The organism is Streptomyces sp. NPDC052023 (genome assembly GCF_044548465.1).
Taxonomy (GTDB): domain Bacteria; phylum Actinomycetota; class Actinomycetes; order Streptomycetales; family Streptomycetaceae; genus Streptomyces.
The window spans coordinates 1-26,675 of sequence record NZ_JBIUBW010000002.1 but is presented as its reverse complement, the minus strand read 5'-3'; the positions used below and the strand labels follow the sequence as shown (position 1 = coordinate 26,675).

The following is a 26,675-nucleotide window of genomic DNA, read 5'->3' as shown; positions in this document are numbered from 1 at the left end:
GGTGGCTTCCGCCGGGACGAGCGCCGTGACGGTGACCGTGGTGGGCGTTCCTTCGACCGCCGTGACGGCGACCGCGGTGGCCGTTCCTTCGAGCGCCGTGACGGCGACCGTGGTGGCTTCCGCCGCGACGACCGTCCCGCCCGCTCCTTCGACCGGCGTGACGAGCGCGGCGGCCACCGGGGCAGCGACCGCCCCTTCAACCGGGACCGCCAGGGCGACCGCCCCGGCTTCCGCTCCGGCGGCCACGAGCGTCCGTACGGCCGCCGTGACGACCACCGTGGCGGCGGCTCCTTCGGACGCCGCGAGGACAAGCCGCGCTGGAAGCGCAACGGCTGACCCTGAGCACGGACAGACCCTGTGGCCCCCACCGACCCGTCGGTGGGGGCCACGGCCTTTCCTGGCCGCCTGTGCCAGGTCGGCTCCTCCTGGGTCGGCTTCTTCTGGATCCGCCTCTTCTGGATTCGCCTCTTCTGGATTCGCCTTTCTGGTCGGCGAACAGTGGGTGATCCCGTTACCCAGGGCTCGGATGCGGCTGTAGCATCAACCGATTCGTGAGACGGGTGTGAGGGCCGGGGGGCCGGAAGCGCCGTGCGGCGCCGGGACCGTCTCCGTGTTCCCGGGGAGGGACTCTCTTGGCTCGCCATGGCTTCACACGTCTGCGTCTCGTCGCCGCCTGCGCCGTCCTGGCCGGTGGACTGACCCCGCTCCTGCCGGGCACCGCCGTCGCGGACCCGCAGCAGGAGACGGTGGTGCCGGCGACGCCGCGGAACACGTATCTCTCGGCCGGCCTCTACGCCCGCTCCACGTACTCCGGGCACGACGGTGCCGGCGCGCAGGGCGTCTTCCACTCCCTGGAGGGCCAGGGGCTGGTCTGGACGCGATACGCCGACGGCACTTCCGTGCCCGTGCCCAGGTCGGCCGACGCGCCCTACAGCGCGGCGAGCGGCGACGTGCTCCAGTACCGCTACCCCGGGAACCGGACCCTCGATCTGTGGAACGCCGCCGACGGCAGCAGGCGCACCCTGCGGGTCCCCGAGGGCCTCGCGCTGCTCACTGCCTACGAGGACCTGGCGATCGGCTACCGCGACGTGACCGACGCGAACGGCGTCTCCCGGCGGGAGACGCACCTGCTGCTCCCGGACGCCGACGGCGGCACGCGGGACGTCCCGGTCACCGGTGTGCCAGAAGGCGTGCACCTCGGGCAGCCCCACGGCGGGGACGCGGACGGGCTGCTGTTCCGCGCCGGGAAGGACGGGCAGTTCCTGTCGGTCATGGTCGATCGCCGGACCGGTGAGGTCACGGACGCGACCCCGCTGACCGCCACGCCCTACTCCAAGGCGCAGGTCACGGGGAAGCACGTGGTCCTGTTCGACGTCGGCGACCGCACCGTACTCGTCCACGACCGTTCCGACCTGTCCGCGGTGCCCACCCAGGTCACGCTGGCCGGCAGCGATGCCTACCCGCCCCAGGACATCGCGGTGGTCGGCGACTGGCTTGTCCACCGCCCCGGCGGGGGCACGACGGTGTACGCCAAGCCGATCTCGGGCGGCCCCGGCCTGACCGTCCTGCAGGACGCGAACCTCGGTATCTCCGCGGTGCACGACGGCACCGCCGTCGCCATCGGCCGTACCGGCGCCGACGACTGGGGTATTTGGCGCATCCACGCAGGCCCTGACGGCAGACCGGTGGTCACGCAGGTCAAGCCGCTGCCGAGGCCGCCGGCCCCGGTGCAGGGCATCTCCCTGGACCAGGGCCGGCTGGTCGTCGCCGACTCCAGCAGAGGCGAGCGGGACGACTACGTCCGGACCGTCACCACCCATGGCACACCCGAGTTCGGCGAGCGCACGTCGTTCACACCGGGCACGAGCGGGCGGTTCGGTAACTGCGCGGCGACCGATGTGGCCTGCTCCCCGCTGTTCGGCACGGCCGACGGCCGGATCGCCTGGCTGGAGCACGACTCGGCGCAGCAGGACGTGATCATGGTCCAGGGCCCGGAGGGGCTGTGGCAGCGCCCCGTCCCGCCCGGCGGGCGGATCACCGACGTCTCGGGCGACCATGTGATCCACCGGACGGCCACGCAGCAGACGGTGCACCGGATCGGCCACTACGATCCGCCAGTACTCACCCGGGCCCCGGTCGCCGCCGCCCTGTCCGGTTCCCTCCTGTGGAGCGCGGGCCCTGCCCTCGGCAGCGTCACGGCATACGACGTCGCCACCCGGAAGACCACCGAGTCCCTCAGCACCGACGCCGGCTGCGCGCCGGACGAGCTCCAGGCGCTGGGCCGTTACCTGTACTGGACCTGCGACGGCCGCGCCGGCGTCTACGACCGCACGGCGAGGAAGTCCGTGCCGGTGCCCACGGGCGAGGCCAAGCTCGGCGACGGCTACGTCGTCACCCACGACAAGGCCGCCGGGAAGCTGACGCTCACCACGGTCGACGACGGCACACCCGTCAGCCGTGTCATCGGTGACCTGCCCGACACCGGCGTCTCCCAGCGGGACGTGCGCTGGACCGTCGACGAGTCCGGCGCCAACGCCGCCTACGTCGACGGCCGGCAGCGCGTGCACCTCGTACCGTCCGGGGTCACCCAGCAGCCGCTGCGGCTCCTCGTGCCGGCGCGGAACGCGGGATCGCTCCAGGCGCGTTCCGGCACCGCCGAGGCCGGCACGCTGACGACCGTGCTGCTGTCCAAGCCGGCGGCGGGGTGGGAACTGACCATCCGGGACAAGGCCACGGGCAGGATCGTCGGCGTCCAGGAGGGCGGCGTCGCGCGCGGCGAGCTGCGCATCAGCTGGACGGGCCGGGGCAGCCAGGGCGAATTCTTCCCCAACGGCGCCTACGACTGGACGCTCACGGTCACCCCGGCGGACGGCGCCGGCGCCCCGCTTCAGACCCGCGGCACGGTCCGGCTGCACGGCGGCAGCCCGGTGCGCCGCGACCACGCCGGCCCGTCGGGCATCGTGGACGGCGTCGGCGACCTGCTCACGCTCGACTCCCACGGACGCCTGACCTTCCACCGGGGCACCGGCACCGGCGGATTCTCCGGGCAGCTCACCGAGAGCGGCTGGCCTACGAGCGTCAAGGCGATCCCGGTCGGCGACCTGAACGGCGACCGCTGCAACGACGTCCTGGTCAAGTACAGCGGCGGGACGGTGCGGCTGTACAAGCCCGCCTGCAACGCCCCGATGGAGACGTCGACGCCGTACACCACGATCGCGACCGGCACCGGATGGAACCAGTACGACGTGCTCACCTCACCCGGTGACGTGACCAAGGACGGCCGGCCCGACCTGATCGCCCGTACCACCGCCACCGGCGGCGTCTACCTCTACAAGGGCACCAGCACGGGCAAGTTCGCCCCGCGCGTGAAGCTCTACGACAACTGGAAGACGTACAAGAAGGTCGTCGGCGCCGGGGACCTCAACGGTGACGGCATCGGTGACCTGGTCGCCCAGGACAAGACCAACGCCCTCTACCGCTACCACGGCACCGGCAAGGGCACCTTCGCCTCGCGGGTGAAGCTGTCCGCGGCCTGGGGGGTGTCGTACGACGCGGTCGTCGGCGCCGGGGACATCAACGGGGACGGAACGGCGGACCTGGTCGCGCGGGACACGACGGGCGCGCTCTACCGGATCCCCGGGACCGGCCAGGGCTCGTTCGGCACGCGGGCGCGGATCGGGACGGGCTGGCAGGTGTACAGGGGAGTGTTCTAGCAGGCGACCGGCGCGCCGGACGACGCGCCGGTCCGGTGCTCGTCCGGTGCCCATCCGGTGCGGTCATGGCCTCGCGAACCGGTAGATCCCTAGCACTTCCGGACCCTTCCACCCCACCCACGGCCCCGTCTCCCCGATACCCGATCGGCGACGCGGCGTCCTCCGGCTATGCTCGGGGAGGCGACATCGCCTGGGCCCTTAGCTCAATTGGCAGAGCAGTGGACTTTTAATCCATTGGTTGTGGGTTCGAGTCCCACAGGGCCTACCGACAAGCCCCCAGCTCGCGGGACCGGAGCTGGGGGCTTTTGTGTTCCGTGAAGTCCCGCCGGGCGCTGGCTTGCTGATCCTGCGTCCGGTCCGCCCGTATGTCCGTCCCGGCCACCCTCGTGGCGGCAGTGGTTCAGCCCGCGCTCAGCTCCGCGAGCGGCAGCGTGTGCTGGGTCTGGAGGACCTTGGCGCGCAGATAGCGCACGTTGTGTGCGGTGGTGAAGACGCCGGTGGGGACGCGGTCGTGCACGGCGATGCCGAGGTCGCGGAGCTGATCGGCCTTGTCGGGGTTGTTGGACAGCAGGTCGAGGTCGGTCACGGACAGGGCGCCCAGCATCTGGGCCGCCGCCGTGTAGTCGCGGGCGTCCTCGGGGAGCCCGAGCGCGGTGTTCGCCTCATAGGTGTCGAGGCCCTGGTCCTGGAGGGCGTACGCGTCGAGCTTGTTGTAGAGGCCGATGCCGCGGCCCTCCTGGCGGAGGTAGAGGAGCACGCCGCCGCGTGCCGCGATGCGCTCGACCGCCTCGCGCAGCTGGGGGCCGCAGTCGCAGCGGGCGGAACCGAAGAGGTCTCCGGTGAGGCACTCGGAGTGCAGGCGCACCAGGGGGCGGGGGCCGGGGTCGCCGAGGACGACGGCCACGTGTTCCTGGCCGTCGGTCAGGCCGGCGAAGGTGACCAGGTCGGCGTCGACGCTGTAGCCGTCGTGGAAGCGCAGCGGCACCCGGACGCGGGCGCGCGGCGTGGCGGCGGGGAAGTCGGGCATACGGGTCTCCGGGGTCAGGTGTTTCAGTTTTGAAGCAGCCTTGTGAACGGGGACCCTACTCCCTGCTTCAAAGTTGAAGCAAACAGTTTCAGGAGCACGGCGACGACCGGCGCCGCCACGGCACGTCGCCTGCCGCGCCGCCCGCGTCGGCATCCTGAAGCGCCTGCGCGACCTCCGTGAAGATCTCCTCGAGTTGCCCCACCTGCTGCGGGGTCAGGTGGTCGAACAGCGTCGCGCGCACCGTCGCCACGTGTCCCGGCGCCACCCGCTCCACCGTGGTCATGCCCTCGTCCGTGAGCGCGGCCACGCTGCCCCGCTTGTCCCGGGGGCACTCCTCGCGCCGCACCAGTCCGTCCTTCTCCAGCCGGGTCACGGCGTACGTCAGACGGCTGCGGGTGATCTTCAGCCGCTCCGCGAGATCGGTCATCCGCAGCCGGCGTTCCGGGGCCTCGGAGAGATTGGCGAGGATGGAGTAGTACATGTGCGGCATGCCGGCCTCCTGCTGGAGCTGCCGGTCGAGCGTGTCCTCCAGGAGCAGGGTGGCCCCGATGTACGCGCGCCAGGCGCGCTGCTCCTGCGGGGTGAGCCAGCGAGTCGTCATGCCACCAGTGTAGGTTTGCTTAAAACTTGAACCAAGCCGCCCGGCCCACGACCCGCACAAGCCGCCCAGCCCGCGACCCGCCCAGCCCGCGAGCCGACCCCTCGCAAAGCCCCAGCCCGCAAGCCGCCGGCCCGCCCAGCCATCGGACCGCCGCCCCCGACCCCGACGTGGAGTGCGCCCCATGCCCTACCCCTACGTCCTGCTGTCCGCCGCCGTGTCCCTCGACGGCTACCTGGACGACACCGGCCCCGACCGGCTCCTCCTGTCCGGCCCCGCCGACTTCGACCGGGTCGACGAGGTGCGCGCCGGTGCCGACGCGATCCTCGTCGGCGCCGGCACCATCCGGGCCGACAACCCGCGGCTGCTGGTCAACTCCCCGGAACGCCGGGCGGCCCGGACCGCGGCGGGGAAGCCGGAGTACCCCCTCAAGGTCACGGTGAGCGGCACGGGCGAGCTGGACCCGGCGGCCAACTTCTGGCACACGGGCGGCGAGAAGGCCGTATATACGACGACGGAGGGCGCCCGGCGCCTCAAGGACGGCCCCGTGGCCGCCGACGTGGTCGCCCTCGGCGACACGCTCGACTGGCGTGCGGTCCTGGCGCATCTGCACGACGTGCGAGGCGTGAGCCGTCTGATGGTCGAGGGCGGCGGCACCGTCCACACCCAGCTCCTCCTGGAGGGCCTCGCCGACGAACTCCAGCTGGTGCTCGCCCCCCTCTTCGTCGGCGACCCCTCCGCGCCCCGCCTCTTCGGCCCGGGCCGCTACCAGTCCGGACGCCTGCGCCTGGTCGAGACCCGGCGGATCGAGGACGTGGTTCTCATGCGCTACGAGCCCACCGCCCCCGGCACCGGCACCCTCGCCGCGTCCGCCGACCGCCGCTGGCTGGCCCTCGCCTGCGAGCTGGCGGCCCTGTGCCCGCCTTCGGAGACGGCCTTCAGCGTCGGCGCGGTGGTCGTGGCGGAGGACGGTACGGAGCTCGCGCGAGGCCACTCCCGGGAGGGCGGCGATCCGGTCGTCCACGCGGAGGAGGCGGCGCTCGCCAAGATCGACGCGACCGACCCCCGGCTGCCCGGCGCCACGGTGTACACGAGCCTGGAGCCCTGCACCCACCGCGCCTCCCGGCCCCGGCCCTGCGCGCGCCTGATCCTCGACGCCGGGGTGGGGCGCGTGGTGACGGCCTGGCGTGAGCCGGACACGTTCGTGGCGGGCGCCGACGGGAGCGGGGTACTGGCGGCGGCCGGGGTGGACGTGGTGGTGGTTCCGGAGTACGCGACGGCGGCCAGGGAACCCAACCGGCACCTGGCCGTGTGAGGGACCTCCAGGTCCTGGTCGGCGCGGGCCTGCGGAAACCGTGGCGCGGAGCGTCCCGCGCATGGCGTACACTGGTGTCATACCGACGCGGGGTGGAGCAGCTCGGTAGCTCGCTGGGCTCATAACCCAGAGGTCGCAGGTTCAAATCCTGTCCCCGCTACTGAAGGCCCGGGGCCGGAATCCAGATCATGGATTCCGGCCCCGAGTCGTTTCCCGGCGCCGGTTCCTCCGTCATCCGGTCGGCCCGTCCGGCTGGTCTCCCGCGCCCGCTCCAGGAACTCTGGACAGGTGCGACGACCTGCGTAACAGGAGACGACAGTGCGGCCTGCGGAGGCAGAGGGAGAGCGGCCGTACGCCAGATCCGGCGACCGCGTCCCCGGTGACCCGGCCCCCGACGCCGCCCCCGGCCCCGGCGGCCCCGCGTCACTCGCCGGCCCGGTGCCACCCGCGCCGCCCCCCGAGGAACGCCCGATCTCCTCTGCCCGCACCTTCGTCCGCTTGCTCCCCGCCCTGCTCCTCGTCATCGGTGGCTGCTACGACTACCTGACCCCCAGCGGCTTCACCGGCGCCCCCCTGTTCACCGCCGCCCCACTCATCGCCGCCCCCCTCCTGTCCTGCCGGGCCACGGTCCTCACCGGCGTCGCGGCCCTCCTGGTGGTCGTGGCCATGGACATCCGGTTCGGCGAGGCCCTGAAGGTCGAGTCGCTCACCGAGGCGGTCACCGTGGCGACGGTCGCCGTTCTCGCCGTGCTGATCAACCGGCTCGTCCGGCGCAGCCATGCCCGCCTCGACTCGGCCTGGGAGATCGCGGAGGCCGCCCAGCTGGCGGTGCTGCCGGAGCCGATGGAGCGGATCGGCGGGTTCGAGATCGCCGCGCGCTACGAGGCCGCCCAGGCGGACGCCTTCATCGGCGGCGACCTCTACGCGGTGCAGGACAGCCGCTACGGCGTACGGCTGGTGGTCGGGGACGTGCGCGGCAAGGGTATGGGGGCGGTGGCGGCGGTCGCGGTGGTCATCGGGGCGTTCCGGGAGGCCGCCGAGCACGAGGCGACGCTGGCGGCGGTCGCGCAGCGGCTGGAGCGGGCACTGACGCGCGAGGCCTCACGGCGGGACGGCGTCGACGCCTTCGAGGGGTTCACCACCGCCGTACTCGCCGAGCTTCCGCACGACGACGGCGTCGTACGGATCCTCAACCGCGGCCATCCGCCGCCGCTGATGCTGTACGCCGACGGCACGGTGAGCGCGCTGCCCGCCCAGGAACCGGCGCTGCCGCTCGGCATGGGCGAGCTGGGCACGTGGGCGGACCGGGCGCAGGAGACGCCGTTCCCGGTAGGGGCGACGCTGTTGCTGTACACCGACGGCCTGTCCGAGGCCCGTGACGCGTGGGGCGCGTTCTACGACCCGGTGGCCGGGCTGGCCGGCCGGACCTTCTGTGGCCCCGGGGAGCTGCTGTGCGCGGTCGCCGACGAGGTCCGCCGGCACAGCGGGGGCGGCACCACCGACGACATGGCACTGCTCGCGGTACGGCGCCCGCACGGCGACTGTCACCGCGGGTGATCGAACGGAAGCCCTCCGCATAACAACTGACATGCAGTCAGATGTGGAGATGACTCTGAATGACGGTCAACTCGCCCGATTTTCGCCGTTCATGGACCTGTACGTCCTGGCAGAAAACGTTAAAGATCAAGTGGAACAGCTTGGAAATCAGGCCCCGGTTCTATTAACGTCCGATAACGCAGCGCGGTCGTCCCAGCCGTCACAAGAGGCGGCTCCGTGCGCACGCGCCGAATCCCGCGCGGGGCCCTCACCGGCCCACAGGGAACCGGGGAACCATCATCTTGGGGTGAATCGGGCGTATGCCGCCGTGGAAGCACGGCTGGTTTACGCGCGTAGGAGACCTTCCTGCTCCGAACCCGTCAGCTAACCCGGTAGGCGAGAAGGAAGGAAAGGAGTACGCCCACGTGGCGTCCAACCGGCCTGCCCCACAGGCCCCGTTCGTGCCGGATCAGCGCACCGCCGACGGCACCGAGACGTTCGTCTACGGCGCACAGCGCACCGACGAGGGCCCGTGGGAGGAGTGGAATCCCACTGCGGAGACCATCCGCCCCGTACGCGGCCGGCATCGCGTCAGCAAGCAGCGCGGCGGCGGGCTCGCCCGCAGCTCCACCGTTCTCGGCGTCGGCGTCATCGCCGCGGTCGGCGCGGGCGGCATGGCGAGCGCCAACACCGGCAAGCCGCCGGTGTCGATCTCGATGCCCGACCTGCCCAACGTCGGCTCGCTGATATCCGACGACTCCGACTCCGACTCCGCCGACACCTCGACCGCGAGCGCGCCGCTCAGCAGCCTCGGTACGGCCACCGCGGCCACCGCGGAGGGCACCACCGGCGCCGGTGAGACGCTGCGCGCCCGCATCATCGCGCAGGCCGAGCAGCAGCAGGAGCAGGTCGAGAGCAAGGCCGCCGCCGAGGCCGTGGCCGCCGCCGAGAAGGCCGCCGCCGAGGCAGCGGCCAAGGCGGAGAAGGAGGCCAAGGAGAAGGCCGCCGCCGCGAAGGCGAAGGCCGAGGAGGAGGCCCGGCAGAAGGCCGAGGCCGAGCGGCTCGCCGCGCTGGCCAAGCAGTTCACGCTGCCGACCTCCTCGTACACCCTCACCTCCACCTTCGGCCAGGCCGGCGCCCTGTGGTCGTCCGGCTACCACACCGGCCTCGACTTCGCCGCGCCGACCGGCACGCCCCTCAAGGCCGTCCACAGCGGCACCATCACCGAGGCCGGCTGGAACGGCTCGTACGGCTACAAGACCGTGCTGACCCTCGACGACGGCACCGAGATCTGGTACGCCCACCAGTCGTCGATCGGCGTCAGCGTCGGGCAGAAGGTCACCACGGGCGAGGTGATCGGCCGCGTGGGCGCCACCGGCAACGTGACCGGGGCCCACCTGCACATGGAGGTGCACACCGGCGACTCCGGTGGCATCGACCCGCTGGCCTGGCTGCGGAGCAAGGGCCTCAACCCCTGAGGGCCTCCTCCTGACGCGCTTTTCACGAACCCCGGCGGTCCTGACGGCAACCCCCCGACGTCAGGGCTGCCGGTTTCGGCTGTCCGGGGGCCGGGGGGCGTCCTACGACCGGTAGGGGTTGTACGCCGGGTAGGGCGCCGCGGGCCCGTGCGCAGGCGCCCAGCCGTACACCGGCGGCATCAGCACCGGCATCGGCGGGGCGGTCGTCCGGGCCGCGTACTCCAGGGCCGGGCGGGCGATCTCCCGGCGGCTCCACAGCTCCTGGAGCAGCTCACGTTCCCGTACGACGAAGTCGGTGCGGGCCCGGCCCCGGCGGCCCCGGTGCCGGAGGAAGGCCAGGGACGTGGCGTACGCCTCGTACTGTGAGACCGCCCGGGCGGCCGGTCTGCCGAGGTGGTGGCCCGCGTACTCGCGGGCAAGCCGGCGGGCCCGCATCGAGCCGAGGGCGAAGGGCTCGGACGGCGAGATCCAGCCGGCCACGACGTAGGCCGGGAGCTCCTCGCGGACGGTCCGCAGCTCCCGCTGCCGCGTCCAGATCACCAGCCAGGTCAGCAGCCCGAACGCGGGGACCATGAAGCCGCCGTACACCGCGAGGAACCCGTAGTCACCGAAGGTCGCAGAGCCGTTCCAGAAGGCGTGCATCCCCATCGCGAGCAACAGCCCCGTCGGCGGGAGCAGCACGCGGCGCAGCCGCTGGCGCTCCGCGGCGAGCGCGGCGATGCCGAAGCCGATGCCGGTGAACACGGTGAACAGGGGGTGCGCGAACGGCGACATGATGACCCGCACGAAGAACGTCGCGGCGGTCACGGAGGCGATCCCGCTGTGGCCGGCCAGCTGGTCGGTGCCGAACGCGGTGCCGAGGTAGAGGATGTTCTCGGTGAAGGCGAAGCCGGTGGCGGTCACCCCGGCTATGACGACGCCGTCGAGGATTCCGGTGAAGTCGCGGCGCCGGAAGAGGAAGAGCAGCAGGATCGCGGCCGCCTTCGCGGACTCCTCGACGATCGGGGCTATGACCGTGGCACCCCAGGTGTCGGCGCTGGCCGGGTCCGCGGTCGCTATCCATCTGGTCGCGAAGCTGTTCGCGATGATGGCGATCAGCGCGGCCGCGCAGGCGCCCCAGGAGAAGGCGAACATCAGGTTCCGCCAGGGGCCGGGTTCGACCCGGTCCAGCCAGCGGAAGACGGCTATGAGCAGCGGCACGGGCAGGACCGCGAGGCCGAGCCCCACCAGGAAGCCCTGGGTGCCGGTCTGCTCCCGGACCAGGGCCAGGATCACCAGGCCGGACAGCGCGAGCAGCGTGATCAGCGCGCCGTACCGCACCCACCGCCGGTGCCACCAGTGCGCGTGCCGCAGGGGGCCGCCGAGGGGGATGCCGGGATGCGTCGGGTACGGGGGACTGGTCGCCACGGCATTGACCCTAACGAGGGGAGATTCGAACGAGGGAACGTTTTACGGCTGACCTTCGTGCGCCACGCGACGGAAGAGCAGGTCGTTCACCACGTGTCCTTTCTCCAGCCCCTGCCCCTCGAAACGGGTGCGCGGGCGGAAGCCGGGGCGTGGCGCGAAGCCACCGTCGGGCCGGGTGTTCGCGAAATCGGGGTGCGCGGTGAGCACCTCCAGCATCACCTCGGCGTACGGCTCCCAGTCCGTCGCGCAGTGCAGCAGCGCGCCCGGCTTCAGGCGGGTCGCGGCGAGGGTGAGGAAGGCCGGCTGGATCAGCCGCCGCTTGTGGTGGCGCTTCTTGGGCCAGGGGTCGGGGAAGAAGACGCGCAGCCCGTCGAGCGAGTCGGGGGTGAGCATCTCGCGCAGCAGGATGATGGCGTCGCCGTTGGCCACCCGGATGTTGCTCATGCCGCTCAGGTCGGCGAGGTTGAGCAGATTGCCCTGGCCGGGGGTGTGCACGTCCACGGCGAGGATGTTGGTGTCCGGGTCGGCGGCGGCCATCTGGGCGGTCGCCTCGCCCATGCCGAAGCCGATCTCCAGCACGACGGGGTTGTCGTTGCCGAACAGCTCGGCGAGGTCCAGGACCCGCGAGCCGTCGATGTCCAGCCCCCACTTGGGCCACAGCCGCTGCAACGCGTCCGCCTGCCCCGAGGTCACCCGGCTCCGCCGTGGCTGAAAACTCCGGATCCGGCGTTCGAAGTGCGACCCGGCGGGATCCGCCTTGGGCCCGTCCGGAAAACGCGGCTCCCCCTTGGCCCGCACCGGCCGGGCGACGCTGTCGGGGGCGGGGTGGGGGGCTTCGGGGGTGTTCAGGGAGTCAGACACAGTGGGTTCGATTTTACGGGTTCGGGGGATGGGCGGGTCCTGGTACGGCGGGCGTGAGTGTGCGCGCGGGAGATCCGTGCGGGCGTGGGGGGCCTGCGTGGGGTGTGCGGGCAGGGGGTCGGGGAGGGCAGGGTGCCGTGCCGCGCATGAGGGTGGGCCGGCTCGCCCACCGGGCCGGAGTGCGTCGGCTCATGTGCGGCCCAGCGCGTCCAGTGCGCGGCGGGCCACCTCACGGCCGATCGGGAGGGAGGCCGTCGCCGCCGGGGACGGGGCGTTCAGGACGTGGACCGCCCGTGCGCCTTCGTGGATCAGGAAGTCGTCCACCAGCGTGCCGTCCCGGAGCACTGCCTGGGCCCGGACCCCGGCCGCCGTCGGGACCAGGTCCTCCTCCGTCACCGCGGGCAGCAGCCGCCGTACCGCCTTGGTGAACGCGGCCTTCGACGCCGACCGGCGCAGCTCCCCGCCTCCGTACCGCCAGTGCCGGCCCGCTATCCGCCACGAACCGGGCCACGCGAGCGTCCCGGCCAGCTCACGGGGCCGGACCACGCCCCAGCCGTAGCCCTCGCGGGCGAGCGCCGGGACGGCGTTGGGGCCGACGTGGACGCCGCCGTCGATGCCGCGCGTGAGGTGCACGCCGAGGAAGGGGAACGCCGGGTCCGGAACCGGATAGACCAGGCCGCGCACCAGCTCGGGGCGCGCCAGCTCGTAGTACTCCCCCCGGAACGGGACGATCCGCATCCCGGGATCGTCCCCGGTCATCCGGGCGATCTCGTCGCAGTACAGCCCGGCGCAGTTCACCAGCACCCGCCCGCGCACCACGGCACCGTCCGCGGTCCCTACGGCGACCCCCAGGTCAGGGCGCCGGTCGATGCGCCGCACGTGCGAGCCGTACCGGATCTCGGCTCCCGAGGACTCGGCCAGCTGCCGGGCGACCGCGACGTAGTCGCACACCCCGGTCGTGCCGACGTGTATCGCCGCGAGGCCGCGCACCTGCGGCTCGTACTCCGCTATCTGGGCGCCGACCAGCTCCCGCACCGGAATGCCGTTCTCCCGGCCGCGCTGCACCAGGGCGTGCAGCCGGGGGAGCTCCGCGCGCCCGGTGGCGACGATCAGCTTGCCGGTGACGGCGTGCGGGATGTCGTACTCCGCGCAGAACTTGACCATCTCCGCCGCGCCCCGCACCGCGTACCGCGCCTTGAGGGAGCCGGGGCGGTAGTAGACCCCGCTGTGGATGACTCCGCTGTTGCGCCCCGTCTGGTGACGGGCCGGGCCCGTCTCCTTCTCCAGCACGGTCACGCGCGTCCCCGGCGCGGCACGCGTGATCGCGTACGCCGCCGACAGGCCGACGATCCCGCCGCCGATCACCAGCACGTCACAGTCGTGAGCGACAGCCCGCACCCGCACCACCTCCCGCTATCGATAGTGCACTGCGCCACTGACAACGCCCTCAAACCCGCGCGCCGTGACAGGGCCGCGGGCGGGCGCGCCGGGACGGTGGCCCTACGCCGGGGCCATCAGCAGGGGCCGGGCCCGCTCCCGCAACTCCACCACCCGCGGCTCGTCCCCGTACGGCTCGAGCCGGTGCAGCAGGTCCTTCACGTACTCCGTGGTCCGCGCGGACGATATGCGGCCCGCGACCTCCACCGCCCGCACCCCCTGCTCGCACGCCGCGTCGAGGTTCCCGGACTCCAGTTCGGCGACCGCGGAGACGACGAGTCGCAGCCCGTGCGAGCGGACGAACTCCTCCGTCGGCTTCGACAGCGCCTGCTCGGTGAACCGCCGCACCTGCCGGGGTGCCTTCAGATCGCGGTAGCACTCCGCGGCGTCGGCGGCGAAACGGTCGTAGGAGTAGAAACCGAGCCAGGACGGATCGTGGTCTCCCTCGCGGGACCGCTCGAGCCAGCCCTCCGCCGCCTTCAAGGCCGCCCCGGCCGCCTGGGCGTCTCCCGCGCGCGCGTGGGCGCGGGCCTCGACCAGGCGGAAGAAGCTCATGGTGCGGGCGGTGGCCAGCCCCCGGTTGCGCTCCAGCGCGGCCTGGGCGAGGTCGACACCCTCGTCACCGAAGCCGCGGTAGGTCGCCTGCAAGGACATCGACGCCAGGACATAACCCCCGAGCGGCACGTCCGCCGCGGCCCGGGCCAGCCGCAGGGCCTGGATGTAGTACCGCTGCGCCGCCTCCTGCTGCCCGGTGTCGAAGGCCATCCATCCCGCGAGCCGGGTCAGCTCGGCGCTCGCCCCGAACAGCGCCCGCCCGACCTCGTCCGAGTACGAGCCGAGCAGCAGCGGCGCCGCCTCCACGCGCAGGCACTCCGGCACCATCGACGAACGCCAGTCGCCGCCCCCGTACTTGGAGTCCCAGCGCCTGGCGTCCTCCGCGGCCTCCCGCAGCTTCTGTACATCGCTGTGGCCGACTTTGATCGGTGCGCCGGAACCTTCCGCCGGGCCCGCCTCGCGCGCGACCGAACTGTCGGCCGGGGTTATCAGCCACCGGGAGGCGGGCGTCGCGTAGGCGCTCACGGCGAACGAGCCGGCGAGCGACTGCCAGATGCCGCCGGAGCCGGCCCGGCGCCCGGCGAGGTCGAGGCGGTACAGATCCGTCGCCGACCGCACGGCCTGCCCCACGTCCCGTGGGAAGGCGAGGCCCACCTCGGGTGCGGGGTCGGCGTCCGCCAGGCCGATCTCGTGGAGCGGCACCGGGCGGCCCAGCTTCTGGCCGATCGCGGCCGCGATGAGGTGCGGCGCGGCACCCTGCGGCACCATGCCCTTCGACACCCAGCGCGCCACCGACGTCTTGTCGTAGCGAAGCGTCAACCCGCGTTGGGCGCCGAGGTCGTTGACGCGTCGCGCCAGTCCCGCGTTGCTGATTCCCGCGAGGGCGAGAACGGTGCCGAGCTTTTCGTTCGGCCCGCGTTGCTCCCTGGACATGCGCCACCCCTCGACACAGACGGCTGCCGCACTGGCATAACCGCGCGGCATTCGTAAACCCAGCGTAGTTCGCCGCATCCCAAGCGTTAAGGGGCATTGTTCCGGATGGCGGGATTGTGGTCCGTACGGAAGTACGGTCCCGATACGCACAGTTGTGACGTGCTCCCGTTGTGTGGCCGTGCGCCCGTCCGTGCGCTCTTCTCCGGCCATCGGGGGAGCGGTTCCATGATGGTGCGTGGGTCGGCCCGCTGTACTGGACCAGTGGGCTGGGGGATACCGCCGCCTCAATCCCCGCGGGCGGCGGACCGGTCCGGGAGGCGAACTCCGCCTCCCGGACCGTGCGTAGCCGATCGGTGCGCAGAGCCTGTACGGAGCGTGCACGAAGCGTATGCACGTGCACCTGCCGGGCATCGATTTGGCTGAAAACAACCCCTGCCCTTCAGGGGTGATTTCCGCGCCCACCACGGAGTTTGAAGGCGCGTTGGGGGTTTTCAGGGGGCGTATTCAGGGCGCATTCGCGTCGCAGCCGCCGTGTGGCAGACCGCTGTTGGGCAGGCCCGCCAGGCGTCGGCGGGTGGATTCCGGGGTATCTCCCGGACGTTCCGGGGTCGCGTGAGGCGGTGCGCGGGGCGCATTCGGGGGATCACAAGCGGCACCGCCGCCGCTCCGCGGCGCGTTCTTCGTGGCAGCATGGTGAACCGGTTCGTACGGTGCACTGGTTGTCCACAGTCTGTGGAGGCGTCGATGCGGTGGTTGGTGGGGTGGAGCAGCACCGCCGCGGGAGCCGCCCGGATCGGCTCGGCGGGCGCGACCGGCTACGACGGCGAGACCCTGCACCCCGTGGGCTCCCAACTCCTGTGGGGCGACCCGGATCCGCTGTGGGCGGTCGGCGACTGGCGCCCGGACGAGGTCCGGATCGTCTCGGCCGACGCCCAGACCCGCATCGCCGTCCTCGGCACCTGCGGCGCCACCGACGAGGAACTGCGGCTCGGGCTGTTCACCGCGCGCGGAGGGGCGCTTCGCCATCTGACGGCCTGGCCGGGCAGCTACACGGCGGTCGTCCAGGCCGGCCGGCGCATCACCGTCTGCGGCGACCTGGCGGGCGCGAGACCCGTCTTCCACACCCCCTGGGCGGGCGGCACCGCCTATGCGACGGCCGCCCTGCCCCTGGCCGACCTCGTCGAGGCCAACCTCGACTTCGGCCACCTCGCCGCCCTGCTGGCCGCCCCCGACGTCCCCGCCGCCCTGCACGACTCCACCCCGTACGAGGGCGTACGCCGCATCCCCCCGGGGCACGCCCTCATCCTGCGCGCCGGAGCCCGCGAGGTGGCCGGCTACGAGCAGGTCGCCTCGCTCGCCGTGGCCGCGCCGCCCGCCGACCCCGACCGCGCGGTCGACGCCGTCCGAGACGCCTTGGTCGAGGCCGTCCGCGCCCGCCTCGCCGCCCCCCGGCACGTGCCCGGCGTCGACATCGACCCCGGGCCCGTCCCGGGCATGGGCCCCGCCGAACGACGTGCCGCGCGCGGGATGCCGGTGCCCGGCATCGGAGCGGATCTGTCGGGCGGGCCCGCCTCGGGGACGCTGGCGCTGCTGGCGGCCGGGCTGCCCGGGATGCCGGGAACGGTGCTGGGACACGGCACGGGCGCAGGGGAGCGGCTGCTGGCGGTCACCTTCAACGATCTGGCGGTGGGCGGCCGGGAGGCCGAGCTGGAGCGGGCCGGTGCGCTGGCCGCCAACCCCCGCTTCCACCACGTGGTGGTGGCGGGCGGCGAGGAGACCCTGCCGTACGCCACCCTCGAAGGCCCCCTGACCGACGAACCCGGCGCCAGCCTGGTGACCGCCGTGCGGCACCGCGCCCGGCTCGCCTCCGGCAGCGCGGACCACCTCACCGGCTACGGCGCCCGCCAGGTGCTCGACGCCCATCCGGCCCGCCTCGCCGACCTGCTGATGGACCGGCAAAGGCGCCACCTCGTCCGGCCGGTGGCCGCACTCGCCAGGGCCGACGGGTCCGTACTGGTCCCCGCGCGCGTGTACGGGGCGGCACGGCGGCTCGCCCGTACGCCCTACGGGGCGGGCCTGGAGAGCCTCGCCGAGCGGCTGCGGAACAAGCGCTTCGAGGAACCCGGGGGCGCGGTCGGCGCCTCGCTCGCCGCGCTGACCTGGGCGAGACCCGGGCCGGCGGCCCGCTGGCTGACGGGGGAGGCACTGGCTGAAGTATCGATTCGCTTGCAGGGCGCCCCCCATCGGTCCGGATCCGGGCTCGGCCCCGGTCAGCGGCCGGGCGACTTCCGCGCGCGGGCGGCACTCGCCCGTACGGCGGCCGGCATCCGGGTCCTGGAACAGGCCGCCGAGATCCGCTTCCAGCGCCTGCACGCGCCGTTCCTCGACAACCAGGTCGTCCGGGCCTGCCGCGCGCTGCCGGAAGCCCTGCGGGTCCAGCCCGGCGCGCGTGCGGCGATCCTGCGCACGGTGCTGCAGGGGGCCGGCATCAGCGACCTTCCGCCCGGCTGGGGCGCTCCGTCCCACGCACCGGCGGCGGCCGCCGCGCGGGCCGGGCTACGGGTCGCGGTCGACCCCCTCATGGCGCTGTTCGACACGCCCCTGCTGGCGGAGGCGGGGCTGGTCGAGGCCCGCGTCGTCCGCAAGGCGCTGCGCTCGGCCACCCAGGGCGAGCCGCTGCCGCTGGACGGCCTGGCGGACCTGGTCTCCCTGGAACTGTGGCTACGGCGGCTGCTGGCCCGGCGGGGCACCTGCTGGACCGGGACACCCGCACGCGCGCGTGCCGTGCCCGGTGGGATCGCACCGCGCCGGGGAGCGCTGGCCTCCGGCGGGTGAGCGTCACCGGCAGGTGAAAGAAGACTGCGCCCAGTCCGCCACGGCCAGGTCGCCGAAGTGGCCCTGCGGTTCCACGACCAGGCGCACCGTGCCGCGTCCGGCGAGGTTCACCCGCACCGGTGTCGCCGCGTCCCCGCCCCTGATCAGACCGGACCTCCAGAGCCGGGTGCCGTCGGCGTGGATCGAGAAGTGGACCTTGCCCAGGCCCAGCGTCGAGTCGTCGACACCCACCAGGGCCTCGTAGGACGTGCAGGCCCGGTTGAGGTCGACGGTCACGGACGACCGGGCGTGGACGGTCACCCCGCGCGCGTACCGCGTGCCGCCGATCGACAGGCCGTGGCGCTGCCAGACCCAGCTGCTGCCGCCCAGCCGCACCTCGGGCTCGGTGCCGTCGCCCGTGACGTCGTAGGCGAGCTCGTCGAGCCGGTAGGAGGCGGACGGCGGGTCAGGGGTGGGGTCCGGCGCCGGAGGCGGAGTGGGGGCCGGCGTGGGGAGGGGAGGGGGCGTCGGTGCCGGCTCGGCGGTGGGCGTGGGCGTGGGTGTGGGGGGCGGCGTGGGCGACGGGGGCAGCGTGGGAGTCGGGTCGGACGCCGGGACGACGGGGGGCGCGGGGGGTGCCGGGGTCGGTTCGGGGGCCGGCTCCGACGGGGTGGGGGTGGGCGGCTCCGGCTGCGCGGCCGGGGCCGACGCCGGGGGCTGGGCGGCCGGCTTGCTGTCGGCCGGCTGGTCGCCGCCGGCGAGGGCGATGGCGACGACCGCGATCGCCGTCGCCACGATGCCCGCAGCGATCCCGGCCTTCACGGGCGCCCCGAGGCCCTCCGAGGCCGCCGCACCGCCTGCGCCGCCTGCTGAGCCGGATGCGCCGCCTGCCGCTGCCCCGGTTCCGCCGCTCGCCCCGCCGGCCGAGCCGCCTGCCGCCCCGCCTGCCGCAGTCGCGGCGCCTGCCGCGCCCGCCGCACCGGCTCCGCCCGCCACGACTGCGGCGACCTTGGCGTATCCGGCGGCACCGAACCAGCCGATGACAGCGACCGGCACCACCGCGGGGATGCTGCTCGCGAGGTCCTCGATCTGGTGCGCGGCCAGCCGGCACTTCGCGCAGCCCTCCAGATGCTCGCGCAGCCCCCGCTCGGCGCGGGTACGCAGCCTGCGGCGCGCGTAGGTGCCGAGCCGGTCGGCGTAGCGGGCGCACTCCTCGTCGCCGGTGAGCGCGGCGCTGACGTGGGCCTGGAGGTAGGCCTGCTTGAGGCCCTCCCGGGCGCGGCTGGCGAGGACCCGTGTGCCGTTGGCGTCGAGGCCGAACAGGGTGGCGACCTCGCTCGGCGACTCGTCCTCGACCTCGGTGTGCCACAGCACGGCCTGCCAGCGCTCCGGCAGCGAGCGGAAGGCCCGCATCGCCAGCGACTGCTCCGCCGCGTGCATGGCGCGCACGTCCGCGCCCAGGTCCAGGGTGTCGGTGCTGGACATCTCGCCGGCGAGGCCGGCTTGCGCGGCGAACACCGCGAAGTCGTCCACCAGTTGCTCACGCCTGGCGGAGCTGGTCCAGCTCGCGGCCACGCGCCGGACGGTGGTCAGCAGATAGGCGCGTACGGCGTGCTCCGGGCCGTGGCCGCCGCGTACCGCCTGGAGCACGCGCGCGAACACCTCGGCGGTGAGGTCGTCGGCGGTGTGCGGATCGCGGCAGCACGTGCGCGCGTACCGGCGTACGGCCTCCGCGTGGCGGCGGTACAGCTCCTCGTAGGCGCTGTCGTCGCCCGCGCGCATCCGGCCGATCAGCTCGGCGTCGGACGGCGGCAGTTGGGCCGGGGGCGGCAGGACACCGTACTCCCGCCGGTCGCGCTGCGCCGGGACGTGAGGGGCGGGCAGACCGCCGCCCTCGTCGCCCTCGTCGCCCTCGTCGCCGAGTGACTCGTCGCGCCCGTCAACGCTCATCGCGGAAAGCCCCCGCCGCCTGCCTCACCGGTCCCGGACAGGGGCCAGGTTGCCATATTGGCTTTTGTTCAGGAGGCGGTCGTACGGACCATCCACCCGTCCGTGGAGGCCTGTCGTCAGCCAGTGCTAGTGCTCAGCCGTTCGTGACGGGCGACAACAGGCCACCGCGGGACATGGGTTGAGCAGGGCCGGAAGAGACGTGGGCGGCGCCGCCCACGTCCCACCGTCACACCGGCCGCGACCGCAGGCCCTCCAGGAGGATGTCCAGCAGCCGTGCCGAGGCCGCCGCCTGCTGCGCCGGGTCCGGCAGCGCGGGTGCCGCCGTCGCGATCACCAGCAGGACGTCCGAGACCGACACGCCGGGCCGCAGCTCGCCCGCCGCGCGCGCCCGCTCCACGAGCCGGCCCACCACGTCGAGCAGGTCCGCCGCACCGGCGTCGTCCGTGGCCGCCGGCGGCTCCGGCACCAGCCGCAGCTCACCGCCGGCCGGCTGCGTCCGCTGCTGCGGCACGCGCGCCTCGTCGAGCTCGCCCTCCTCGGCGACGCCGACCCGCAGCACCTGCGGCGGCAGCAGCCGCCCGGCACCGGACGCCACCGAGGTGCGCAGGAAGCGCGACAGGGCCGACCAGGGCTCCTCCTCCTGGCCGAGCGCCGCCCGGGCCTGGTCGGTCAGCCGGGAGGTCTCCTCCTCGGCTATCCGCCGCACCAGGACGTCCTTGCTCGGGAAACGCCGGTACACCGTGCCGACGCCCACACGCGCGCGGCGTGCCACGTCCTCCATCGGCGCGCCGTACCCCAGCTCGCCGAAGACCTCGCGCGCGGCCCGCAGTACGTGTTCGAGGTTGCGCTGTGCGTCCACCCGCAGCGGCGCGGTCCGCGGGCCGTCCCCGCGTCCGTTGCCCGCCGCCGCGCCGACCGCGCCACCAGGTGCGATGGCAGTCGCGGATGACCAACGAGAGTCCTGAATCTGCATACGAAATCCCCCGGTAATGACGTCTCCCCCCGGAGACGCTCCCCGCATCGGTAGCCGGAGCGTGGAGAACAGCCCCTACCGCGAGCCGGCCCGCCGGGCCACCGGGCCGCCCGTCGCGAACCCGAGAACCGACGAGCGCATCCCCCTACACCCCGTCGACACACGAACATAGTTGAGAGAGAGTCAATTCAGAAGGGGCAGGTTCCGCACGGAGCGCCCCCCGATCGGAGTACGGGTCGTATACGTCCCGATTGCGCCCCCTTGCTCCACCCGGCTCCCACCCGCTGACCTGCACGGCTCCCGCACACCCGGCGATTTCGGCCAACCATGGGCGCGCTCCCAGTCCGGTCACACAAATTGTCGAGGCTGTGGACAAACGCCGGTGCCGGGTGCGTCATGGGATGGTGAAGGAACGTGCGCGCATTCTCGTTGTCGGCGGCGGCTACGTCGGGATGTACACGGCCCTGCGCCTGCAGCGGAAGCTGAAGCGGGAACTCGGTCGGGGCGAGGCCGAGATCACGGTCGTCACACCCGACCCCTACATGACCTATCAGCCGTTCCTCCCCGAGGCGGCAGCCGGATCCATCTCCCCCCGCCACGTCGTCGTACCGCTGCGCCGCGTCCTGCCCGGCTGCCGGGTGATCGTCGGCGAGGTCCGCTCCATCCAGCACGCGAAACGCCTCGCCACCCTCGCCACCCTGGCCACCGAGGAGGAGCGCACAGGCCTCGAACCACTGCCGTACGACGAACTGGTCCTCGCCCCCGGATCGGTCTCGCGTGCCCTGCCCGTCCCCGGTCTGGCCGACCACGGCATCGGCTTCAAGACCGTCGAGGAGGCCATCGGGCTGCGCAACCACGTCATCGAGCAGATGGACATCGCCTCCTCCACCCGCGACCCCGCCATCCGCGACGCGGCCCTCACCTTCGTCTTCGTCGGCGGCGGCTACGCCGGCGTGGAAGCGCTCGGCGAGCTGGAGGACATGGCCCGGTACGCCACGCGCTACTACCACAACATCGGCCCCGAGGACCTGAAGTGGATCCTCGTCGAGGCCTCCGGCCGCATCCTTCCCGAGGTCGGCGAGGAGCTCGGCCGCTACACCGTCACGGAACTGCGCCGCCGCAACGTCCAGGTCCTGCTGGACACCCGCCTGGAGTCCTGCGCCGACCGGGTGGCGGTGCTCAGCGACGGACAGCGGTTCCCCACCCGTACGGTCGTCTGGACCGCCGGGGTCAAACCCCACCCGCTGCTCGCCGCCACCGACCTGCCACGCAACGGGCGAGGCCGTCTGAAGTGCACGCCGGAGCTGGCGGTCGAGGGGCACGCGCACGCGTGGGCCGCGGGTGACGCCGCAGCCGTCCCCGACGTCACGGCAGGCGCGCCCGGCACGGAGTGCGCCCCCAACGCCCAGCACGCGCTCCGCCAGGCGAAGGTTCTCGGCGACAACGTCGCCCACTCCCTGCGCGGCGAGCCGCTCCAGACGTACGCCCACAAGTACGCCGGCTCGGTCGCCTCCCTCGGACTGCACAAAGGCGTCGCCCACGTCTACGGGCGCAAACTGAAGGGCTACCCCGCGTGGTTCATGCACCGGGCCTACCACCTGAGCAGGGTGCCGACCTTCAACCGCAAGGCGCGCGTACTCGCCGAATGGGTCCTCGCCGGCCTCTTCAAACGGGAGATCGTCTCCCTCGGTTCACTCGAACACCCCCGAGCGGAGTTCGAACTCGCGGCCGGTGGAAAGCCTCCTTACGACCCGAAGGGGTCGACCTGACCCTCCCGAGGAACTCCTACGGCCACCCCCGCGTCTGACGGATGCCGGGCCGGCCGGCCACCCTGCCAGACTGGTCCCCCGTCGAGGCGGGCCGCCGCCCACCCCGACCACCGATCCCACCGAGGCTTTTCCCAAGTGCTGCACTTCCCAGGGGCCGTAACACGGCACGGCCACCACCGCGTCACCTCCGGGGGACCGGGCCGGGTCCGGAGCCGGTCGACGACGACTACACGAGGCAAGGATTCGTGAACTTCACGCGCTGGAGCGCCCGGCTCCCCGGAACGCAGCGCCGCGCCGCAGCGCGGACCGACCAGGTGGTCACCCCGGAGCGCCGCGGGGACGGCTCCGTCCCCGCGGCCCGCGCCGAACAACTGACCGACGACCCCCCGCCGGCCCCCGCCGTCGACGAACTGCCGGTCCGCGAGGTCCTCGAGCGCGTCCCCGCGCTCGTCGCCCTGGTGCACGGCCCCGACCACCGCCTCGCCTACGTCAACGACGCCTACGCCACGGCGTTCGGCGCCCGCCCCGCGGGCGAACCGGCCGGCGAGGCCCTGCCGGAACTCCGCGAGCTGGGCCTCCTGTCCCTCCTCGACCAGGTCCTGCGCAGCGGCAAGCCCCGCACGGTCAAGTCCCGGAAGGCGCCCGACGGCCGCTCCTACACCTTCACCTGCACACCTGTCGCCGACGGCGACCGCGCCGGTGTACTGGTCTTCGCCACCGACGTCACCGACCACGCCGAGGCGGCCGAACGCGTCAGAGCCAGCGAACGCCGCCAGCGCGAGACGGCCGTGACCCTCCAGAGATCGCTGCTGCCCCAGGAACTCGAACAGCCGGACGATCTGCGCGTCGCCGTCGCCTACCAGCCGGGCGGCACGGAGGCCGCGGTCGGCGGCGACTGGTACGACGTGATCACCCTCGGTGGCGGCCGCACCGCCCTGGTGATCGGCGACGTCATGGGCAGAGGCGTCCGCGCCGCGGCGGTCATGGGCCAGCTCCGCACGGCCGTCCGCGCCTACGCCCGCCTCGACCTGCCTCCGCACGAGGTCCTCCAGCTCCTCGACGGCCTCGCCACGGAGATCGACGCCAACCAGATCGCCACCTGCGTGTACGCCGTCCACGACCCGAACGAGGGCCGGCTGCTGTACGCCTCCGCCGGCCACCTGCCCATCCTCGTCCGCGACGAGCACGGCACGGTCCTGCGCGCCGACGAACCCAACGGCCCGCCGCTCGGCACCGGCGGCTGGATGCATGCCTCCGGCTCGGTCCCGCTCGCCCCCGGCTCCACCGCCGTCCTCTACACCGATGGCCTGGTCGAACGCCGGGACGCCGACCTGGACGAGGGCATCAAGGCCCTCCAGCACGCCCTCGCCGGCGCCACGGGCACCCCCCAGGTGATCTGCGACCGCCTGCTCCGCTCGGCCGGCGTCACCGCCGACCACGACGACGACGTGGCCGTCCTGGTCCTCCAGCACCCGGCCCGCACCGGCGCCGACAGCGACCTCTTCCGCAACGCCGCACTGGAACTCCTCGGCGGAGTCGAGGCGGCCCCACGCGCGCGTGCCTTCGCCTCCGGCGTCCTCACCAGCTGGCGCTTCCCGGCCGAACTGCACGACCTGGGCGTCCTGGCCGCCAGCGAACTGGTCGCCAACTCCCTCCAGCACGGCACCCCGCCGATGCGCCTGCGCCTGCGCCGCACCGATCGCCGCCTGATCGTCGAGGTCACCGACGGCGACGACCACCTCCCCCGCCGCCGCCGGGCGGAACCGGGCGACGAGTCCGGCCGTGGCATCGCGATCGTGGCGACGATCGCCTCGGCCTGGGGCTGCCGCAGAACACCCGGCGGCGGGAAGGCGGTGTGGTGCGAGTTCGCGCTGCCCGACAAACCGTCCTGACGGCGCGACCGCCGAGGGGCTACGCCTCCGCCGGCACCGGCTCGGCGGCCCCGCCCCGCGTCACGACACGGCTGCGCGCCCGCCACGGCTGATCCTGCGCCTCGGTCAGCTGCCGCCCCAAGCGCACGGCGAGGACGGTGATCCCCAGCGAGAACAGCAGGAAGGTCACGATGTACGGCGCGTGCAACGCGGCGCCCATGGGACCGCCCACCGCCGGCCCGACGGCCAGCGCCAGCTGCTTCACCAGGGCGAACGCGGAGTTGTACTGCCCGGCCAGCCCACGCGGCGCGAGATCGGCGACGAGCGGGGCCACGGTGGGCGACAGCATCGCCTCACCCAGCCCGAACAGCGCGTACGTCGAGATGAAGGCGGCCGTCGCCATCTCCTGACTGCCGTGCCCCAGACCGGCATACCCCGCCGCGAGCCAGGCCACCGCCCAGATCAGCCCCACGGCGGCGATCACTCGCGACCGCCGGCGCCGCTCGACGAACCTCAGCACCAGGAACTGCGCCACGACGATCATCGCGGTGTTCGCAGCCAGCGCGGTCCCCAGAGCGGAGGTGGAGATCCCGGCGGCCTCGACCCCGTACGCGCTGAGCCCCGACTCGAACTGCCCGTAGCAGGCGAAGAACAGTACGAACCCGAGCACGCACAGCTGCACCATCGCCCGGTTCCCCAGCAGCTGCTTCCAGCTGCCCTTGGTGGACGCGGCCGGCGCGTCCTCGATCCGCGGCGAGCGCGGCATCCGCACGGTCACCATCACGACGACCAGCAGCAGGAACATCGCCGCCTCGATGGCGAACAGCAGGGTGAACGACGACACCCGCGTGGCGTCGACGAGGTGCCCTCCGATGAGCCCACCCACGCCGAGCCCGAGGTTCTGCAGGAAGAACTGCGTGGCGAACGCGCGCGACCGCGTGTCGGCCGACGAACAGTCCACGATCATGGTCGCCAGCGCCGGCTGCATCACGGCCTGCCCGGAACCCAGCGCGGCCGACGACAGCAGCACGGCGGTCGCATTGCTCGCGAGCCCCAGGCTCAGCGCCCCCGCGGCGGCGGTGACCAGGGCGGCGAGCAGAACCGGCAGCGGGCCGCGCCGGACGATGGCACGCCCGGCGAACGGCAGCACGATCAGCGCGGCCACGGCGAAGACGGCGAGGACGAGCCCCGCCGTCACGGCTCCCAGCCCCCGTACCTGCGCGACATAGACGTACAGGTAGGGGACGGTGAAGCCGAGCCCGAAGGCACTGAGTGCGTTACCCACGTGGATCCGGCGCATCGCTGCGCCCATCGCCCTGGTCACGTTCACCTCTCTCAGGATCGTGAAGTCTCCAGAGGTTAGACCTGAAGACTTCAAAGCTAAACTTCGAATGTAAAGAGTACATACAGAAGGACTTCAACGCCAATGGCCCCGTGCCATACTGCGAACCATGGGCGACACCCCCGGCGCCACTGAGCCGACACTCGAAGAACAGATCGCCGCCTACCAGCGGGAGTTCCAGGACCTCGATCCGCAGGTCGAGAAGATCGTCTCGGCGCTGTCGCGGCTGAACCGCCGCATGAACGTCGCCTACGGCCGCCAGACCTCCGGGCTCGGCATCAGCAACGCCGAGTGGGAGGTCCTCAAGGCGCTCGTCCTCTCCGGCGCCCCCTACCGCTTGGGCCCCAGCGAGCTCGCCAAGCGCCTCGGACTCACGCCGGCCGCGATGACCCACCGGATCGACCGCATGGTCGCCGAGGGCCTGGTGACCCGGGAGCGGGACGAGAGCAACCGCGTACGGGTGATCGTGGAGCTGACGTCGGACGGCCGCGAGAAGTGGCTGGAGGCGATGCGCCTCGCGACGGTCTTCGAGGAGGACCTGCTCCAGGACCTGTCCCCGGACGAGCGAACAGCCCTCGGCGAGGTCCTGACCAGGCTCCTGCGCAGAGTGGAGCACGCCCAGCCGGACGCCGGCGGCCGCCTCAGCGACCTCGACTGAGCAGGGTCCCCGCTCCTTACGGGGGGATGGACGAGCGGTGCTTGACAGTCCCCCGTCCGATCCGTAGAGTTCTTCGGGTTGCCGCGGAGCCGTAACGGTTCTCCGGCAGCACCTCCCGCCGCGAAAGCGGCAAACAAACCACCAGCACGATCTCCCGACGGGGTCGAATTCGGCATGCCCGAATTCAATTCCGAATGGGACTCGGCGACCCGATCGGCTCGATTGGGAATCCCCGAGAGGATCCGCTAAGGTTTGAGACGTCGGAACGGCCCAAGGGCCGGGAAGACAAACCCCGCTGACTGGGGATCAGGTCGAGAAAAGATCTGATAGAGTCGGAAACGCAAGACCGAAGGGAAGCGCCCGGAGGAAAGCCGCGAGAGAGAATCTCGGGTGAGTACAAAGGAAGCGTCCGTTCCTTGAGAACTCAACAGCGTGCCA

17 protein-coding genes, 2 tRNA genes, 1 pseudogene and 1 riboswitch are annotated in these 26,675 nt (G+C 72.9%); of the genes and pseudogenes, 11 read left to right on the top strand and 9 right to left on the bottom strand.

Annotation, left to right across the window (positions count from 1 at the left end):
• The 3 genes and pseudogenes from ACIHCM_RS04150 to ACIHCM_RS04140 form a co-directional block, all read left to right on the top strand.
• Positions 1–336 (top strand): annotated as a pseudogene (locus ACIHCM_RS04150) (RNA helicase); the annotation flags it as partial.
• 296 nt (positions 337–632) lie between these two features.
• Positions 633–3,713: an FG-GAP-like repeat-containing protein gene (locus tag ACIHCM_RS04145; protein WP_399888819.1), complete on the top strand. Its 3,081-nt coding sequence runs from the start codon at positions 633–635 to the stop codon at positions 3,711–3,713.
• 192 nt (positions 3,714–3,905) lie between these two features.
• Positions 3,906–3,978, top strand: a tRNA-Lys gene (locus ACIHCM_RS04140).
• 135 nt (positions 3,979–4,113) lie between these two features.
• Here ACIHCM_RS04140 and ribA read toward each other — a convergent pair.
• The gene (gene ribA / locus ACIHCM_RS04135; RefSeq protein ID WP_399888816.1) at positions 4,114–4,740 is read right to left on the bottom strand and encodes a GTP cyclohydrolase II; all 627 of its coding nucleotides are present in this window, start codon (positions 4,738–4,740) and stop codon (positions 4,114–4,116) included.
• An 88-nt stretch (positions 4,741–4,828) separates the two neighbouring features.
• On the bottom strand, positions 4,829–5,341 hold the full coding sequence (locus ACIHCM_RS04130; protein ID WP_399888813.1) for a MarR family winged helix-turn-helix transcriptional regulator: 513 nt from the start codon (positions 5,339–5,341) through the stop codon (positions 4,829–4,831).
• A gap of 181 nt (positions 5,342–5,522) precedes the next feature.
• Here ACIHCM_RS04130 and ACIHCM_RS04125 point away from each other — a divergent pair, with 181 nt between their 5' ends.
• The 4 genes from ACIHCM_RS04125 to ACIHCM_RS04110 all read left to right on the top strand — a co-directional run bounded on the left by ACIHCM_RS04125 (position 5,523) and on the right by ACIHCM_RS04110 (position 9,667).
• Entirely contained in the window at positions 5,523–6,653 is a 1,131-nt protein-coding gene (locus tag ACIHCM_RS04125; RefSeq protein ID WP_399888810.1) for a dihydrofolate reductase family protein, read from the top strand.
• Between the two features lie 86 nt (positions 6,654–6,739).
• Positions 6,740–6,813, top strand: a tRNA-Met gene (locus ACIHCM_RS04120).
• A gap of 158 nt (positions 6,814–6,971) precedes the next feature.
• Positions 6,972–8,210 carry a PP2C family protein-serine/threonine phosphatase gene (locus ACIHCM_RS04115; protein WP_399888807.1) on the top strand — a complete coding sequence of 413 codons (1,239 nt, stop codon included), beginning with the start codon at positions 6,972–6,974 and terminating at the stop codon, positions 8,208–8,210.
• 215 nt (positions 8,211–8,425) lie between these two features.
• Positions 8,426–8,603: riboswitch (cyclic di-AMP (ydaO/yuaA leader) on the top strand.
• 11 nt (positions 8,604–8,614) lie between these two features.
• On the top strand, positions 8,615–9,667 hold the full coding sequence (locus ACIHCM_RS04110; RefSeq protein WP_399888804.1) for a M23 family metallopeptidase: 1,053 nt from the start codon (positions 8,615–8,617) through the stop codon (positions 9,665–9,667).
• A 102-nt stretch (positions 9,668–9,769) separates the two neighbouring features.
• On the opposite strand, the gene ACIHCM_RS04105 is transcribed toward ACIHCM_RS04110, so the two are convergent.
• The 4 genes from ACIHCM_RS04105 to ACIHCM_RS04090 form a co-directional block, all read right to left on the bottom strand.
• Complete coding sequence (locus ACIHCM_RS04105) at positions 9,770–11,074, bottom strand: PrsW family intramembrane metalloprotease (protein WP_399888801.1); 1,305 nt, start codon at positions 11,072–11,074, stop codon at positions 9,770–9,772.
• A 42-nt stretch (positions 11,075–11,116) separates the two neighbouring features.
• Positions 11,117–11,935: a tRNA (guanosine(46)-N7)-methyltransferase TrmB gene (gene trmB, locus ACIHCM_RS04100; RefSeq protein ID WP_399888798.1), complete on the bottom strand. Its 819-nt coding sequence runs from the start codon at positions 11,933–11,935 to the stop codon at positions 11,117–11,119.
• 189 nt (positions 11,936–12,124) lie between these two features.
• The gene (gene lhgO, locus ACIHCM_RS04095) at positions 12,125–13,339 is read right to left on the bottom strand and encodes an L-2-hydroxyglutarate oxidase (protein WP_399888794.1); all 1,215 of its coding nucleotides are present in this window, start codon (positions 13,337–13,339) and stop codon (positions 12,125–12,127) included.
• 96 nt (positions 13,340–13,435) lie between these two features.
• Entirely contained in the window at positions 13,436–14,860 is a 1,425-nt protein-coding gene (locus ACIHCM_RS04090; RefSeq protein WP_399888792.1) for an MFS transporter, read from the bottom strand.
• A 744-nt stretch (positions 14,861–15,604) separates the two neighbouring features.
• Between ACIHCM_RS04090 and ACIHCM_RS04085 the strand changes: the two genes are divergently transcribed.
• A complete protein-coding gene (locus tag ACIHCM_RS04085; protein ID WP_399888789.1) occupies positions 15,605–17,695 on the top strand; it encodes an asparagine synthase-related protein in 2,091 nt (696 codons plus the stop codon).
• Between the two features lie 3 nt (positions 17,696–17,698).
• Here the strand turns inward: ACIHCM_RS04085 and ACIHCM_RS04080 are convergent, their stop codons facing one another.
• Positions 17,699–19,624: a sigma-70 family RNA polymerase sigma factor gene (locus ACIHCM_RS04080; RefSeq protein ID WP_399888786.1), complete on the bottom strand. Its 1,926-nt coding sequence runs from the start codon at positions 19,622–19,624 to the stop codon at positions 17,699–17,701.
• A 226-nt stretch (positions 19,625–19,850) separates the two neighbouring features.
• Entirely contained in the window at positions 19,851–20,597 is a 747-nt protein-coding gene (locus tag ACIHCM_RS04075; RefSeq protein ID WP_399888783.1) for a TetR/AcrR family transcriptional regulator, read from the bottom strand.
• A gap of 401 nt (positions 20,598–20,998) precedes the next feature.
• Here ACIHCM_RS04075 and ACIHCM_RS04070 point away from each other — a divergent pair, with 401 nt between their 5' ends.
• Both ACIHCM_RS04070 and ACIHCM_RS04065 read left to right on the top strand, forming a co-directional pair.
• Positions 20,999–22,366: an NAD(P)/FAD-dependent oxidoreductase gene (locus ACIHCM_RS04070; RefSeq protein WP_399888780.1), complete on the top strand. Its 1,368-nt coding sequence runs from the start codon at positions 20,999–21,001 to the stop codon at positions 22,364–22,366.
• 245 nt (positions 22,367–22,611) lie between these two features.
• Complete coding sequence (locus tag ACIHCM_RS04065; RefSeq protein WP_399888777.1) at positions 22,612–24,258, top strand: SpoIIE family protein phosphatase; 1,647 nt, start codon at positions 22,612–22,614, stop codon at positions 24,256–24,258.
• A gap of 19 nt (positions 24,259–24,277) precedes the next feature.
• On the opposite strand, the gene ACIHCM_RS04060 is transcribed toward ACIHCM_RS04065, so the two are convergent.
• Positions 24,278–25,549: an MFS transporter gene (locus ACIHCM_RS04060; protein WP_399890523.1), complete on the bottom strand. Its 1,272-nt coding sequence runs from the start codon at positions 25,547–25,549 to the stop codon at positions 24,278–24,280.
• Between the two features lie 139 nt (positions 25,550–25,688).
• On the opposite strand from ACIHCM_RS04060, the gene ACIHCM_RS04055 reads away from it, so the two are divergent.
• A complete protein-coding gene (locus tag ACIHCM_RS04055) occupies positions 25,689–26,237 on the top strand; it encodes a MarR family winged helix-turn-helix transcriptional regulator (RefSeq protein WP_399888774.1) in 549 nt (182 codons plus the stop codon).
• Positions 26,238–26,675 lie beyond the last annotated feature (438 nt).